We start from the raw sequence: 14,901 nt of genomic DNA on the forward strand, positions 1-14,901 counted from the left end.
CCCAAGTGACTGCACAATGATGAGGCGCGCTCACGTCCGAGGGACTTCAGGGGGGCGGCGCGCCCTCTCATTCGCCTGATCCGGGGGGACGGGCAAGGGAGAGGTTCGGCATGTCCAGGGGTGGGAGGCAGGGAGTTGGGGCGGAGCAGTGTGCGCGGAAAGGTTTCCGCGGTCGAGGACACGATGTCCCTGACACCGCGGGACCCGGACGCGACGACCGAGCACGGCCGGCACGGCGGAGGCAGACGCAGAAAGGGCCCGGGCGGCGAGGGGAAGCGCCGCAGACGGCGCGTCCTGCGCTGGGCGGCGATCGTCCTGGCGGTGGTGATACTCGGCACGGCGGGGGCCGCTTATCTCTACTACCAGCACCTCAACGCCAACATCAGGAAGGATGCCCTCAACCTCGGCGACGAGAAGGACAGGGCGGCCGAGTCGAAGGCCAACGCGGCCGGCCAGACGCCGCTGAACATCCTGCTGATCGGCTCCGACGCCCGGGACTCCAAGGAGAACCAGAAGCTCGGCGGCGCCAAGGACACCTTCAACACCGCGCCACGCGCCGACGTGCAGATGCTGCTGCACGTCTCGGCGGACCGCACCAACATGTCGGTCGTCAGCATGCCGCGCGACACCCTCGTCGACATCCCCAAGTGCACGGACCCCGACAACGGCAAGGTCTACGGGGCACTCACCTCGGCGATCACCAACGACTCCCTGGGCCGCGGTGGTCCCGGCTGCACGGTGGCGACCTGGGAGAAGCTGACCGACATCCACATCGACCACTTCATGATGATCGACTTCGCGGGCGTGGTGTCCATGGCCGACGCCATCGGCGGCGTACCGGTCTGTGTGGACGCCAACGTGTACTCCAAGTCCTCCGACGGCCACGGCTCGGGCCTGAAGCTCAAGGAGGGCACCACGTACGTCAAGGGCGTCCAGGCCCTGCAGTGGCTGCGCACGCGGTACGGCTTCGAGGACAACACGGACATCGCCCGGGCCAAGGCCCAGCACCAGTACATGAACGCGATGGTCCGTCAGCTGCGCGAGAACGCCACGCTCGGCAACCCGAACGAGCTGCGCAAGCTCGCCGAGACGGCCACCAAGGCGCTGACCGTCGACAACGGCCTCGGCACGGTGGCGAAGCTGTACGACCTGAGCAAGGAGCTCAGGAAGGTCCCCACCAAGCGCATCACCATGACGACGATGCCCTGGCAGTACTCCACGACCAACAGCGGCCGGGTCGTGCCGAGGCCGGGTGACGCGGCGAAGCTGTTCCGGCTCGTCCGCGAGGACATCGCGCTGGACGGCAAGGGCAAGAAGAAGTCCGCCGGTGCGAAGGCCTCCTCGGACCCGGCCGCGGCGGACGACAAGATCGCCGTACAGGTGCAGAACGGCACCAGGTCCGGCACGCAGCCCGCGGTCTCCGGACGGGCGCGCACGATCGCGCAGCTGCTGGTCGGCAAGGGGTTCACCGAGGCGGTGGCGGACACCGCGACGGTCCTCAGCGAGGAGAAGACGGTGATCCGCTATCCCGGCGCGGACCTGGAGGGCGATGCTCAGCGCATCGCCAAGTCGCTGGGGGTTCCGCTGAGTTCGGTGCAGAAGTCGACCGCCGTCTCCGCGATCACACTGGTCGTCGGCGCCGACTGGCGCACCGGCACGACATACACGGCCCCGGAGGACGACGACAGGACGCCCTCGTCCGCGCAGGTCATCAACGGCTCGGACAAGAAGCAGTGCATGCACGTGAACCCGGGCTACACCTGGTAGCCCGGGCTCAACGGGAGGCTCCGCGGGCTCGGTTGGAGGCGAGCACCGCGGGGCGGCGGGAGGCGATGACCTTCTTCGCGAGCGCCTTGGGGCTGGTCAGGAAGCCCCAGCCCCAGGACATGTGCATGGTCGCGAGGGCGACCGGGATCTGCAGCCGTGCCTTCAGCGGGAGCCCCTTGCCCGCCGGCACGGACCCCAGGGCTATCGCCGCGAGGTAGCCGCCGGGGACCACGAAGCCCCAGGGCGTCAGGAGCGCGCCGACCACGAGGCCGGCCGCGATCGCGAGGACCGCCGTCGGCGGCGCGAGGTAGCGCAGGTTGATCGAGCCCTCGTGGTAGCGGGCGACGACGTGCCGCCAGCGGCCGTAGTCCTTGTACTGCTTGGCGAGGGCCCTGACCGACGGCCGCGGGCGGTACGACACCTTCAGCTCCGGCGAGAACCAGATCAGCCCGCCGGCCTCCCGGATGCGGAAGTTCAGCTCCCAGTCCTGGGCGCGGATGAACTCCTCGTTGTACCCGCCCTGCTGCTCCAGCGCCTCACGCCGGAACACCCCGAGATAGACGGTCTCGGCCGCCTGGGCCTCGCCACCGGTGTGGAAGGCTGCGTTGCCGACGCCGATCTTCGAGGTCATGGCGGCGGCGACCGCGTGCTCCCAGTCGTTCTCGCCCTCGGCGTGCATGATGCCGCCGACGTTCTGCGCGCCGGTCTCCTCCAGGAGCCGTACGGCCGTCGCGATGTAGTTCGGCGAGAGCATGCCGTGCCCGTCGACGCGGACGACGATCGGGTGCCGGGAGGCCTTGATCGCGGCGTTGAGGGCGGCGGGCGTACGCCCCGCCGGGTTGGGGACGGTGTGCACGCGCGGATCCGAGGCCACGAGCTCGGCGGCGATCTCGTCCGTGCGGTCCTTGGACGGACCGAGGGCGAGGACGACCTCCATCTCGCCGGCGTACTCCTGCGCGAGGATCGCTTGGACGGCTCCGCGCAGATGCCGCTCCTCGTCGAGGACAGGCATGATCACAGAAACGGCGGGGAGCGGCGCGTCGGGGTTGGCGTTCATCGCCCGTTACGTTACCGCGAACGGGGGACACCTTTGCGCCCCGCCGGGGCGGTGGCCCGGGCTTCAGATCGTATCGGCCTACGGTGCTCACGGTCCCACGTACGGCCGTCGCCCGGAGGTGTCCGCCTTGCCCACGCAGCCTCGGTCCGCCGCGCCCGCCCCTCCGCAGCGCCGGCCCCAGCCCGTGCGCACCCCGCCGCCGCGCGGGCCGCGACCGCCCGTGCCACGGAGGAAGCCGCGCTGGGTGATGCGGGCGGCGACGACCCTCTCGGTGGTCGTGCTCGCCTCCGCCGGGATCGGGCATGCCGTGGTGACCAGCCTGGACGCGGGTATCGCGCGCGTCGACCCGTTCAAGGACATGAAGAACCGCCCCAAGGCCGGTCACGGCATGAACGTCCTGCTGGTCGGCACCGACGGCCGCGACCGGATCAGCGACGAGGAGCGGCACCGCTACCACCTGGGCGGCGAGCCCTGCCACTGCACCGACACGATGATGATCGTGCACATCTCGGCGGACCGCGAGCGGGCGACCGTGGTGAGCCTGCCGCGCGACTCGTACGCCATGACGCCCACGCACACCGACCAGAAGACCGGGAAACGGATCCCCGGCCACCCCATCAAGATCAACGCGGCGTACGCGGAGGGCGGCCCGAACCTCACCGTCCAGACCGTCGAGGACATGACCCATGTGAAGATCGACCACTATCTGGAGGTCGACTTCACCAGCTTCATGAAGACGGTGGACGTGCTCGGCGGAGTCTCCGTCTGCACCGCCTTCCCCCTCAAGGACACCTACACCGGACTCGACCTGCCCGCCGGGACGCATGTCCTCAACGGCGGACAGGCCCTGCAGTTCGTGCGGGCCAGGCATGTCGACGCGGACTCCGACCTCGGCCGGATGAAGCGCCAGCAGCGGTTCCTGGCGGCGCTCATCGAGCGGGCCACCTCCTCCGGGATCCTGCTGAACCCGATGAAGTTCCGGGACGTGACACGGGCCGTGCTGGGGTCGGTGCGCGCGGACAAGGGTTTCGGCACGGACGAGTTGCTGGACCTCGGGCGGGCGATGCGCAACTTCTCCCCCTCGTCCTCCGAGTTCACGACCGTGCCCATCGGGCAGATGGGGTACGTCGTGCCGGGCGTCGGCGAGACGCTGAAATGGGACACGGCCAAGGCCGACCGTCTCTTCCAGTCGCTGCGCGACGACAAGCCGCTGGCCGCGCGCCCGTCCCGCCCCCAGCCGGTGCCGGTCGAGGTGGACCCGCAGCAGATCCACGTCCAGGTCGAGAACGGCACGGCCACGGAGGGGCTCGGCAAGCGCGTGGACGCCGCGCTGGCGGCGACGGGGTTTCGCACGACACGGGTGCCGGCGGACGCGGACGACCACGGCCTGAAGCGGACGGTCATCGTCTACGACCCCGGGTGGGACCGCTCCGCGAAAGCGCTGGCCACCGCGCTGCCGGGCAGCGAGCTGCGGGAGGTGCCGGGGCTCGGGCCGACGTTGAAGGTGATCGCGGGGGCCGACTTCAAGCAGGTGCGGCGGGTGCGGGCGGAGGCCGCGGACCAGGGGGAGCCCGGGGTGATGACGGGCGACCAGGAGATGTGCTCGTAACCCGAACGGCCCTGTGCCGCGATCCGTGACGGAATGTCGCGGGTCGCGCACTGTGCGGCATAAGGTGCGGATTATTGGCGTCCGCCCGATGGCGCGCGGGGCCCGGCAGGCGTAGGAACAGAAGGGCACGGGGCCCACCCCCGGGCCCCTCTGCCTCTCAGGAGGAGCCATGACCCAGCCCGGAACCATGACCGCCATGAGCAAGGAGATGCAGGACTGCGTCCAGGCGTGCATGTCCTGCCACAGCATCTGCGAGGAGACCATGAGCTCCTGCATGCAGATGGGCGGGCAGGCCCAGATGCAGATCATGCGTGCGCTCATGGACTGCTCCGAGACGACCCGCATGTGCGCGGACATGATGATGCGCCGCTCGCCGATGTCGGCCGAGATGTGCGCGATGTGCGCCAAGGCGTGCGACATGTGTGCGGAGGCGTGTATGAGCATGCCGGACGACAAGCAGATGATGCGGTGCGCGGAGGCGTGTCGGCGGTGTGCCGAGATGTGCCGTGCGATGTCGGGCGCCACGATGTGACGCCTGTCTGAGCGTGGATCAAGGGCACCCGCGCGGTGGGTGCCCTTGGTCATGTGCGAGGCGGCGCGTTGCGCGGCACCCGGCGTCGGTGCAGGCCGTGACGGGGGCGTGGCCCGGCGGTGCGGGGTGCAGGCCGGGGGCGGTGCGCGGCCCGGCGGTTCGGGGTGCCGCCTGCGCCCACCCGTGCCGCCCTAAGCGGCACGAATGCCCGCAGGCTACGGGAGCACGAGTGCCCCGGCCGCCACGGCGCCGCGGCTGCCCGCAGGGCTACGGGGACGGCGCGAACGCCCGCAGGGCTACGGGGGCGCGAGTGCCCGCGGGGCTACGGGGACGGCGCGAACGCCCGCAGGGCTACGGGGGCGCGAGTGCCCGCGGGGCTACGGGGACGGCGCACACGCCCACAGGGCAACGGGAGACGGCGCACGCCCACAGGACAACCGGAGACGGCGCACGCCCACAGGACAACGGGAGACAACGCACGCCCACAGGGCTGCGGAGACGGCGCGAGTGCCCGCAGGGCTGCGGAGGCGCGGGTGCCGCAGGGGGGCGGAGGCGCGGGTGCCGCAGGGGGGCGGAGGCGCGGGTGCCGCAGGGGGCGGGGGCGCGAGTGCCCGCAGGCTGCGGGGCTGTTATGTGAACAGCGGTTCGAGCGCCCGTTGCAGGTCTGCCGCCGTGTGGTAGTGGACCGGCTGCATTCCCAGGGCTGCCGCCGCCTCGGTGTTTTCCTCGGTGTCGTCGATGAAGAGGCAGCGTTCGGGGCGGGTGCCCGCCAGGTCGGCTGCCAGGCGGTAGATGCGGGGGTCCGGCTTGGCGAGGCCTACGCGGGCGCTGTTGACGACCTCGTCCGCCAGGTCGGCGAGGCCGAGCGCGGTGAGGTCGTCCTCCAGGCGGACGGTGGCGTTGCTGACGAGGACGAGCGGCACCCGGGTGCGCGCCCGCCGCAGCAGCGAGACCACCGTCTCGTCGGCCGAGAAGGGCGACTCCAGCAGGGCCGTGCCCAGGTCCCAGGCCGTGGCCTGCGGGACCAGCCCGGCGAGGCCCTCGGCGATCGCCTGCACCCACTCCTGCAGGTCGACCCGGCCCAGCAGCACCGGCAGCCCGGTCTCCGGCGCGAAGGCGACCTTCGCGGTGGTGCCCTCGGCGAGCCCGGCGGCCCGCTCCAGGGCGTGCAGCCCGGAGGGGTCGTAGGACCGGATCACGTTGTCCACGTCGCAGAGCACCGCGTCGAACGGTGCTCTGCCAGGCCGCTCAGCCACCCGAGACCGTGACCTTCTGGTCGTTGTTCAGCTCGTCCACCAGCGTCTTGACCTTCGCCTTGTCCCAGACGAGGTTGCCGCCGACGGAGCCGGAGATCGGCATGTTCATCGACGTGCCGTCACCGCCGCTGACGCCCTTCATCGCCCAGAACATGGACGCCAGGTCCCACAGGCTCATGTCCTTGTCGACGGTGAGCGAGTCCAGACCCGCGCCCATCGTCGGGTACAGCTTGAAGGGGTTCATGACGGTTGACGGGGTGGCCACCTGGTGCGCCAGCGCGGAGAGGAACTTCTGCTGGTTCTTCGTGCGCTGCAGGTCGGAGGTGGCGAAGGCGTGCCGGGTACGGACGAAGGCGAGGGCCTGCTCGCCGTTCAGCGTCTGTGTGCCCGCCTTGAAGTCGGCGCCCGAGTACTTGTCCTTGAAGCCCTTGTCGATGGTGAGCGTGACACCGCCGACCGCGTCCACGATGTTCGCGAAGCCGGCGAAGCCGATCTCCACGTAGTGGTCGATGTGCAGGCCCATGTTGGCCTCGATCGTGCGGACGAGCAGCGTCGGCCCGTCCTCTGCGTACGTCGCGTTCAGCTTCGTCTGGCGGCCCGTGGCGGGGTAGGTCTTGCCGGAGGTCGACCCCTTGTAGGAGGGGATCGTCACGTTCGAGTCGCGGGGCAGCGATATCAGCGTGTCGCCGCTGCTGCCGACGTGCAGGATCATCATCGAGTCGGTCCGCTTGCCCTCCGCGGACCCGGTGTGCAGCTTCTGCTTCTGCGCGGAGGACAGCCCGGCCCGGCTGTCGGAGCCGACGATGAGGTAGTTCGTGCCGTCGCCCGAGGCCGGCCGGTCGATGACCGTGGACAGGTCGACGTCCCGGTGCAGCTTGCCGTCGGCCCAGAAGTACGTGGCGACCGACGTCACGGCCAGCACCGTGACCAGCGTGATCGCGGTCCACTTGATACGGCGCCGCCAGTTCGGCCGCGGCCGGTACGCGCCCTGGTCACCCGGGCCGCCCGGCCCTCCGCCGCCGGGCGAGCCGTAGACCTGGCCGGTGTTGTAGCCGCTGTCGTAGCCGTCGCCCGCGGTGTCGCCGCCGTACCCCTGGCCGTTGACGTACGAGGGCTGCTGGGGCACCCCGCCGCCGTACGGCGGGGCGGACGGGCCGGGGCCCCCGTACCCGCCCGAGGCAGGCCGGCGGACCTGCCGCATCGCGCGGGCACCCTCGGGGTGCGCGCTCGCGCTGCCGCGTCCGTACCGGTTGCGGTTGTCGTCGGACCATGCCTCGGGCCAATCGTTCATGGGGCCCAGTGTGCCGGGAGCAGCCATGCCCTTCACAAGGGTCGTAGGAAAATCAGGGCACGCCTGTTGCGAAGCCAACACAAAGTCCGCAGATGTGGCCTCGGCATAAGGTGGAGGCCATGACAGACCAGGCCCCCGCCACGGAATCGGACACCTCGGATATACCGGAGGTGCCTGGCAAGCCCACCTCGGCGTCCCGGACCACGCTCAGTCACATCATGACGCACAACGACACGAATCTGCTGGGCACGGTGCACGGCGGCGTGATCATGAAGCTGGTGGACGATGCGGCGGGCGCGGTGGCCGGCCGGCACAGCGGCGGCCCCGCCGTCACGGCGTCGATGGACGAGATGGCGTTCTTGGAGCCGGTCCGCGTCGGCGATCTGGTCCATGTGAAGGCGCAGGTCAACTGGACCGGCCGGACGTCGATGGAGGTCGGGGTCCGGGTCCTGGCCGAGCGCTGGAACGAGTCCACCCCGCCCACCCAGGTCGGCTCCGCCTATCTGGTCTTCGCCGCGGTGGACGCCGACGGCAAGCCCCGCCGGGTGCCGCCGGTGCTGCCGGAGACGGAGAAGGACCGGCGCCGCTACCAGGAGGCCCAGATCCGCCGCACCCATCGGCTGGCGCGGCGGCGGGCGATCGTGGAGCTGCGCGAGAAGCGGGCGGCGGAGGGCCTCGACGACTGAGCCGGAACACAGGATCGAGGCACACGCGGAACAGCCCCCGGCAGGACGCCGGGGGCTGTCGTGTGCGCGCAGGGGTGCTACGGCAGGTTCCGCGCCATCACGATGCGCTGGACCTGGTTGGTGCCCTCGTAGATCTGGGTGATCTTCGCGTCGCGCATCATGCGCTCCACCGGGTAGTCACGGGTGTAGCCGTACCCGCCGAGCAGCTGCACCGCGTCGGTGGTGACCTCCATGGCCACGTCCGAGGCGAAGCACTTGGCGGCGGCGCCCTGGAAGGTCAGGTCCTTGTCGCCGCGCTCCGAGGCGGCCGCGGCCTGGTAGGTGAGGGCGCGGGCGGCGGAGACCTTCATCGCCATGTCGGCGAGCATGAACTGGATGCCCTGGAAGTCGGCGATCGGCTTGCCGAACTGCTTGCGCTCCTGGACATAGCCCTTGGCGTAGTCGAGGGCGCCCTGCGCGACACCCAGCGCCTGGGCGGCGATCGTGATGCGGGTGTGGTCGAGGGTCTTCATCGCCGTGGCGAAGCCGGTGCCCTCCTCGCCGATCATGCGGTCGGCGGGGATGCGGACGTTGTCGAGGTAGACCTCGCGGGTCGGGGAGCCCTTGATGCCGAGCTTCTTCTCCGGGGCGCCGAAGGAGACGCCCTCGTCGGACTTCTCGACGACGAAGGCCGATATGCCCTTCGAGCGCTTGGACGGGTCGGTCACGGCCATCACCGTGTAGTACTCGGAGACACCGGCGTTGGTGATCCAGCGCTTGACGCCGTTGAGCACCCAGTGGTCGCCGTCGCGGACCGCCTTCGTCTTCATGCCGGCCGCGTCGGAGCCCGCGTCCGGCTCGGAGAGGCAGTACGAGAACATCGCGTCGCCCTTGGCGAGCGGGCCCATGTACTTCTTCTTCAGCTCCTCGGAGCCGGAGAGGATCACCGGGAGCGAGCCCAGCTTGTTGACGGCCGGGATCAGGGACGAGGAGACGCACACACGCGCGACCTCCTCGATCACGATGACCGTCGCCAGCGCGTCGGCGCCCGCGCCGCCGTACTCCTCGGGGACGTGCACCGCGTGCAGGTCGTTCGCGACGAGGGCCTCCAGGGCCTCCTGCGGGAAGCGGGCCTCCTCGTCCACGACGGCGGCGTACGGCGCGATCTTCGCCTCGGCCAGTGAACGGATCGCGTCGCGGAGCATGTCGTGCTCCTCGGACGGGCGGTACAGGTCGAAGTCAGCCGATCCGGCCAAGGTTTCTCACGCTCCAAGGACGCTTCTGACGCACTGTGGTGATGGCGCTAATTACCGTTAAGTAACTCAAATTTTAGGGGGCCGCCCACGGGAGTGATACGTGAGCTTGGCGACAGCGGGAAAAGTGCCCGGGGAACGGCCCGACTATGCTCGGCTCGGCACCCACCACGTCCCTCTCTGGAGCACCCATGGCCCTCAGGATCACCGTGATCGGCACCGGCTATCTCGGCGCGACGCACGCCGCCGCGATGGCCGAGCTGGGCTTCGAGGTGCTCGCCCTGGACGTCGTACCGGAGAAGATCGAGAAGCTGGCGCGGGGCGAGGCCCCGATGTTCGAGCCGGGCCTCGACGAGCTGCTGCGCAAGCACGTCGCCGGGATCGAGGGATCCACCGGGCGGCTGCGCGTCACCATGGACTGGGCCGAGGTGGGGGCCTTCGGCGACGTCCACTTCCTGTGCATCAACACCCCGCAGAAGCACGGCGAGTACGCCTGCGACATGTCGTACGTCGACTCCGCCTTCGCCTCGCTCGCCCCGCATCTGACCGGGCCGGCCCTGGTCGTCGGCAAGTCGACCGTGCCGGTGGGGTCCGCCGACCGGCTGGCCCGCTTCCTCGCCGAGAACTCCCCGGCCGGCGAGGACGCCGAGCTGGCCTGGAACCCCGAGTTCCTGCGCGAGGGCTTCGCCGTCGACGACACCCTGCACCCCGACCGGATCGTGGTCGGCGTCCGCAGCGAGCGGGCGGAGAAGCTGCTGCGCGAGGTGTACGCGACGCCGCTCGCCGAGGGGACGCCGTTCGTCGTCACCGACTTCCCGACCGCCGAGCTGGTGAAGACCTCCGCGAACTCCTTCCTCGCCACCAAGATCTCCTTCATCAACGCGATGGCGGAGATGTGCGAGGCCTCCGGCGGCGACGTCACCAAGCTCGCCGAGGCGATCGGGTACGACGACCGGATCGGCAAGAAGTTCCTGCGGGCGGGCATCGGGTTCGGCGGCGGCTGTCTGCCCAAGGACATCCGGGCCTTCATGGCGCGCGCCGGTGAGCTCGGCGCCGACCAGGCGCTGACCTTCCTGCGCGAGATCGACTCGATCAACATGCGGCAGCGCGGGCAGATGGTGGAGCTGGCCCGGCAGGCGCTCGGCGGCGGGCCCTTCCTGGGCAAGCGGGTCGCGGTGCTCGGCGCCACCTTCAAGCCCGACTCGGACGACGTGCGCGACTCCCCCGCCCTGAACGTCGCCGGTCAGATCCACCTCCAGGGCGGCCAGGTCACCGTGTACGACCCGAAGGGCATGGACAACGCCCGCAAGGTCTTCCCGACACTGGGTTACGCCGACACGGCACTGGAGGCCGTGCGGGGCGCCGACGTGGTGCTGCATCTGACGGAGTGGCGGGAGTTCCGCGAGCTGGACCCGGCGCAGCTGGGCGAGGTGGCGGCGGCCCGGGTGATCCTGGACGGCCGCAACGCCCTCGACCCGGAGCTGTGGCGCACGGCGGGCTGGACGTACCGCGCGATGGGGCGCCCCACCGCCTAGGCGTCGCACGAACATGAACGACGCCGGTTCGGCCGAGGCTCAGTCGGCCGAACCGGCGTCTTGTTGCATTCTGCACCACCGGCGCGCGGCGGGGTCGCCGTTCTACTTCGCACGGTACCGGCGCATTTTCGCGCGTGCCCCGCACACCTGCATGGAGCACCAGCGGCCCCGGCCGGCCGGGCTGCGGTCGTAGTACGCCCAGTGGCAGGTGGACGACTCGCAGGCCTTCAGGCGCGGCCAGGTACCGGCGACGAGGGACTCGGCGACGGCGGCGGCGACGCGGGAGAGCAGGGGCTCCGCGTCGGCGGGTGCCAGGGCTGCCGAGCCGTCCGCGGGGTCGACGGTCAGGCGCAGGGGCGCCGAGGCCAGCAGCTCGCCCAGGGGGGTCACCGGGGCGTGCGGCGGATGACCGGCGTGGGCGAGCAGCACGGCGCGCAGTGACTCGCGCAGCTCGCGCGCGGCCGCCAGCTCGCCCTCCGCGAGACCGAACCGCGCCCGGCCGTCCGCCGTGTCCAGCGCGTCGGCCCCGGACTCGAGGTCCAGCGTGTTCACCAGGGACTCGACGAGGACCAGGCTCCCCGGCGCGGCCGATCTCTCACTCATGCTTGCGACGTTACCTCCAATGAGGCAGCATGCAGTAACCGTTACTGCATAACCCCATCTACAGGTAACGCAGGAGGAAGTCATGGCTCTCGCCAAACTGGGCGCCGTCGTCCTGGACTGTCCCGACCCGAGCGCACTGGCCGGGTTCTACGCCGGGGTACTGGGCGGCACCGTCGAGACGGAGGACGGCTGGGCGGACCTCACCACCCCCGACGGCCGGGCGCTGGCCTTCCAGGCCTCCCCCGGTTTCGTCGCCCCCGAGTGGCCCGCGCCCGACCACTCGCAGCAGTTCCACCTGGACCTGACGGTCGAGGACCTGGACGCGGCCGAGGCGGACGTGCTGGCGCTCGGCGCCAAGCCGCTGGACGCCGACGACCGCTCGCGCACCTGGCGGGTTTACGCGGATCCGGCCGGGCACCCGTTCTGTCTCTGCGCCTGCTGAACCGGGAGGACACCATGCCAGTGGCCCGCTTCCGCTCCGTCATGCTCGACTGCCCCGACCCGCAAGCACTCGCCCGCTTCTACGCGGGTGTCGCGGGCGGTACCCCCGAGGAGGAGGACCCCGACTGGGTCGTCCTGCACATCCCCGGCGGCCCCCGGCTCGCCTTCCAGCGGGCTCAGGGCCTCACCCCGCCCGAGTGGCCGCGTGCGGACCGCAACTCGCAGCAGTTCCACCTCGACTTCGACGCCGGGTCGACCTGGGAGGAGATCGACGCGGCGCACGAGAAGGTGCTGGCGCTGGGGGCGCGGCCGCTGGACCTGGAGGACCGGGAGAAGAAGGACTTCCAGGTGTACGCCGACCCGGCCGGGCATCCGTTCTGCCTGTGCCGGATCAGCGAACCGTAGACCGGCCGTCGGCCTGCGCGATCGTCGCCGTCGAGGGCTCCCTGCGCTCCTGGAGCGCGCGGGCCGTGAAGTCGGCCGTACGCAGCACGCGCTGCACGTTTCCCCAGGTCAGCAGGGCGACATCGGGTTCGGACCAGCCGCGGTCCAGAAGTTCGGCGATGAGGCGCGGGTAGCAGGAGGTGTCGCCCAGGTCCTGGGGGTGGGCGGTGCCCGCGTCGTAGGTGCCGGACAGGCCCACACAGTCCGGGCCCGCCACCTCGCGCACATGGTCGAGGTGGTCGGCGACGTCGCGGACGGACGGACCCGTCTGGTCCGGCGTCAGCGGCACCATGCACAGGCCCTTGGCGGCCCCCAGCCGGGTGAGCAGGTCGTCGGAGAGGTTGGCAGGGTGGGGGCGCAGCGTGGCGGAGGCGGAGCGGGTGAACAGGACCGGCGCCCTGGAGACCGCCAGGGTGCGGCGGACCGTGTCGGAGGAGGCACCGGAGAGGTCGGCGAGCACACCGAGCCGGTTCATCTCCCGCAGGACCTCCTCGCCGAACCGGGTGAGCCCGTCCTCGCTCGCCCAGGACACCCCGGACAGGGTGAGGACACGCAGGCCGAGGGTGTGCAGGGCGCGCAGGATGCCGAGGGAGTCGCCGAGCGCGGCGGCTTCGGCGGGGCCGAGCAGCACGGCGATACGGCCGCAGTTGTGGGCGTCGGTGGCCTGTCCGGCGGTGCAGACGAGGCGCAGCCCCTCGGGGTGGGCGCGCGCCACGATGTTCACGAGGTCCAGCTGCTCCAGGGTCACCGCGACGATCCGGTCGCCGTCGATGCCCTCCGGCAGGTGCAGCGACCCGAACAGCATGCCGACATGCCCCTCGTGCAGCCGTGGCACATCCGTCTCGACATCGCTCTCGCCGAGTTCCAGGTCGTACCAGGACAGATGCCTGAGGGCCCAGGGGAGCCCGTTGTAACCGTCGGCGACGGGATGGACGGCGAGGATGGCATGGGCGCGCTCCACGGGGTCGGCGCCCGGATCGGAGACGGGCTGGTAGGACCCGGCCTGGAAGGGGTCCGGCAGGCCGATGCCGTCAAGCTCCCCGATGGTCTGCAGTTCGTCGTCCTGGAGGTCTGCCATGGCGGGCTCCGTACGTCGTGAATCGTCCCCAAGGGGTACGGTCACCGTCGCACGGGGGCGCGGGGCGCTTCCTGATGAGTGGGGCGTTCGGGGGTACGGGACCCGGCTCAGCGCTCCTGAGCCGCCTCGATGACCTCGTCGGGCGGGGCGTACGGCTGCACCGACCACCCCGCCCCGGGCGGTCAGCCGTCCAGCGACTCGATCGTCGCGTTGGACGGCGGGCGGGTCGCCTGGAGCTCGCGGGCCACGTCCTCCGCCGCGCCCAGCACCCGTACCGAGTTCTGCCAGGTCAGCTTGGCCAGGTCGGGCTTCGACCAGCCGCGGTCCAGCAGCTCGGCGATCAGGTTCGGGTAGCCCGAGACGTCGTTCAGGCCGTCGGGGGTGAAGGCCGTGCCGTCGTAGTCGCCGCCGATGCCCAGGTGGTCGATGCCGGCGACCTCACGCATGTGGTCCAGGTGGTCGGCAACCGTGGAGACCGTGGCGACCGGGCGCGGGGTGCGCTCCTCGAAGGCGCGGTGCAGCTTCATCGCCTCGGGGGTCGTGTCGAGGTGGTGGAAGCCGTGGGTACGCAGGTTCTCGTCCGCGGCGGCCGTCCAGTCCACGGCCGCCTGGAGCACGAACTTCGGCACGAACGTCACCATCGCCACGCCGCCGTTCCCGGGCAGCCGCTCCAGCACGTCGTCCGGGATGTTGCGCGGGTGGTCGCAGACGGCCCGGGAGGAGGAGTGGGAGAAGATCACCGGCGCGGACGTGGCGTCCAGCGCGTCCCGCATCGTCGTCGCCGCGACGTGCGAGAGGTCGACCAGCATGCCGAGCCGGTTCATCTCCCGGACCACCTCGCGCCCGAAGGCCGTGAGCCCGCCAACATGGGGCTCGTCGGTCGCCGAGTCCGCCCACGGGTTGTTGTCGTTGTGGGTGAGCGTCATGTAGCGCACGCCCAGCCCGTACAGGCCGCGCAGCGTACCGAGCGAGCAGGCGATGGAGTGCCCGCCCTCCGCCCCCATGAGGGAGGCGATACGGCCGTCCCTGCGCGCCGCCTCCATGTCGGCGGCCGTCAGCGCCGGCGCCAGGTCCGCCGGGTAGCGCGCGAGCAACTGCCGTACGCAGTCGATCTGTTCGAGCGTCGCGGGCACCGCGTCCGGCAGATCGGAGCGGACGTACACCGACCAGTACTGCGCACCGACGCCGCCCTCGCGCAGGCGCGGGATGTCGGTGTGCAGATGGGCGTTCTGGTGTACGGCGATGTCGCGGGCGTCCAGGTCGTAGCGGACCTGCTTGCGCAGCGCCCAGGGCAGGTCGTTGTGGCCGTCGACGACCGGGAACTCGGCGAGCAGTTCCCTGGCCGCCGCCGACGAGGCGGAGGTCATCGC

General features: G+C 71.0%; 14 protein-coding genes. 7 read left to right on the forward strand and 7 right to left on the reverse strand.

From position 1 onward, the window contains the following. The first annotated feature begins 183 nt into the window (after positions 1-183). Complete coding sequence (locus ABD355_RS21270; RefSeq protein ID WP_344402098.1) at positions 184-1,767, forward strand: LCP family protein; 1,584 nt, start codon at positions 184-186, stop codon at positions 1,765-1,767. A gap of 7 nt (positions 1,768-1,774) precedes the next feature. Here the strand turns inward: ABD355_RS21270 and ABD355_RS21275 are convergent, their stop codons facing one another. Then, the gene (locus ABD355_RS21275; protein ID WP_344402099.1) at positions 1,775-2,824 is read right to left on the reverse strand and encodes a glycosyltransferase family 2 protein; all 1,050 of its coding nucleotides are present in this window, start codon (positions 2,822-2,824) and stop codon (positions 1,775-1,777) included. A gap of 127 nt (positions 2,825-2,951) precedes the next feature. Here ABD355_RS21275 and ABD355_RS21280 point away from each other — a divergent pair, with 127 nt between their 5' ends. Continuing rightward, complete coding sequence (locus ABD355_RS21280) at positions 2,952-4,433, forward strand: LCP family protein (RefSeq protein ID WP_486388677.1); 1,482 nt, start codon at positions 2,952-2,954, stop codon at positions 4,431-4,433. A 169-nt stretch (positions 4,434-4,602) separates the two neighbouring features. Continuing rightward, positions 4,603-4,965, forward strand: coding sequence for a four-helix bundle copper-binding protein (locus ABD355_RS21285; protein WP_344402101.1), 363 nt, complete (start codon positions 4,603-4,605; stop codon positions 4,963-4,965). A gap of 629 nt (positions 4,966-5,594) precedes the next feature. On the opposite strand, the gene ABD355_RS21290 is transcribed toward ABD355_RS21285, so the two are convergent. Both ABD355_RS21290 and ABD355_RS21295 read right to left on the reverse strand, forming a co-directional pair. Beyond that, the gene (locus ABD355_RS21290) at positions 5,595-6,221 is read right to left on the reverse strand and encodes an HAD family hydrolase (RefSeq protein ID WP_344402102.1); all 627 of its coding nucleotides are present in this window, start codon (positions 6,219-6,221) and stop codon (positions 5,595-5,597) included. Further along, the gene (locus tag ABD355_RS21295) at positions 6,214-7,512 is read right to left on the reverse strand and encodes an LCP family protein (RefSeq protein WP_344402103.1); all 1,299 of its coding nucleotides are present in this window, start codon (positions 7,510-7,512) and stop codon (positions 6,214-6,216) included. Before ABD355_RS21295 ends, ABD355_RS21290 begins: the two co-directional genes overlap by 8 nt. A gap of 119 nt (positions 7,513-7,631) precedes the next feature. Between ABD355_RS21295 and ABD355_RS21300 the strand changes: the two genes are divergently transcribed. Then, positions 7,632-8,198, forward strand: a complete 567-nt coding sequence (locus ABD355_RS21300; protein WP_344402104.1) for an acyl-CoA thioesterase — start codon at positions 7,632-7,634, stop codon at positions 8,196-8,198. A 77-nt stretch (positions 8,199-8,275) separates the two neighbouring features. On the opposite strand, the gene ABD355_RS21305 is transcribed toward ABD355_RS21300, so the two are convergent. Next, the gene (locus tag ABD355_RS21305) at positions 8,276-9,433 is read right to left on the reverse strand and encodes an acyl-CoA dehydrogenase (RefSeq protein ID WP_344402106.1); all 1,158 of its coding nucleotides are present in this window, start codon (positions 9,431-9,433) and stop codon (positions 8,276-8,278) included. Positions 9,434-9,621: 188 nt separating this feature from the next. Between ABD355_RS21305 and ABD355_RS21310 the strand changes: the two genes are divergently transcribed. Continuing rightward, the gene (locus tag ABD355_RS21310) at positions 9,622-10,965 is read left to right on the forward strand and encodes a UDP-glucose dehydrogenase family protein (RefSeq protein WP_344402107.1); all 1,344 of its coding nucleotides are present in this window, start codon (positions 9,622-9,624) and stop codon (positions 10,963-10,965) included. Between the two features lie 102 nt (positions 10,966-11,067). Here the strand turns inward: ABD355_RS21310 and ABD355_RS21315 are convergent, their stop codons facing one another. Further along, positions 11,068-11,568, reverse strand: coding sequence for a CGNR zinc finger domain-containing protein (locus ABD355_RS21315; protein WP_344402108.1), 501 nt, complete (start codon positions 11,566-11,568; stop codon positions 11,068-11,070). 82 nt (positions 11,569-11,650) lie between these two features. Here ABD355_RS21315 and ABD355_RS21320 point away from each other — a divergent pair, with 82 nt between their 5' ends. Further along, positions 11,651-12,010 carry a VOC family protein gene (locus tag ABD355_RS21320; protein ID WP_344402109.1) on the forward strand — a complete coding sequence of 120 codons (360 nt, stop codon included), beginning with the start codon at positions 11,651-11,653 and terminating at the stop codon, positions 12,008-12,010. Between the two features lie 14 nt (positions 12,011-12,024). Then, positions 12,025-12,414, forward strand: a complete 390-nt coding sequence (locus ABD355_RS21325; RefSeq protein WP_344402111.1) for a VOC family protein — start codon at positions 12,025-12,027, stop codon at positions 12,412-12,414. Here the strand turns inward: ABD355_RS21325 and ABD355_RS21330 are convergent. Both ABD355_RS21330 and ABD355_RS21335 read right to left on the reverse strand, forming a co-directional pair. Continuing rightward, positions 12,401-13,531, reverse strand: coding sequence for a dipeptidase (locus ABD355_RS21330; RefSeq protein WP_344402112.1), 1,131 nt, complete (start codon positions 13,529-13,531; stop codon positions 12,401-12,403). The two genes, ABD355_RS21325 and ABD355_RS21330, sit on opposite strands and share 14 nt — an antisense overlap. A gap of 182 nt (positions 13,532-13,713) precedes the next feature. After that, a complete protein-coding gene (locus ABD355_RS21335; RefSeq protein ID WP_344402113.1) occupies positions 13,714-14,898 on the reverse strand; it encodes a dipeptidase in 1,185 nt (394 codons plus the stop codon). Positions 14,899-14,901 lie beyond the last annotated feature (3 nt).

The organism is Streptomyces longisporus, from assembly GCF_039532765.1.
Taxonomy (GTDB): Bacteria; Actinomycetota; Actinomycetes; order Streptomycetales; family Streptomycetaceae; genus Streptomyces; species Streptomyces longisporus.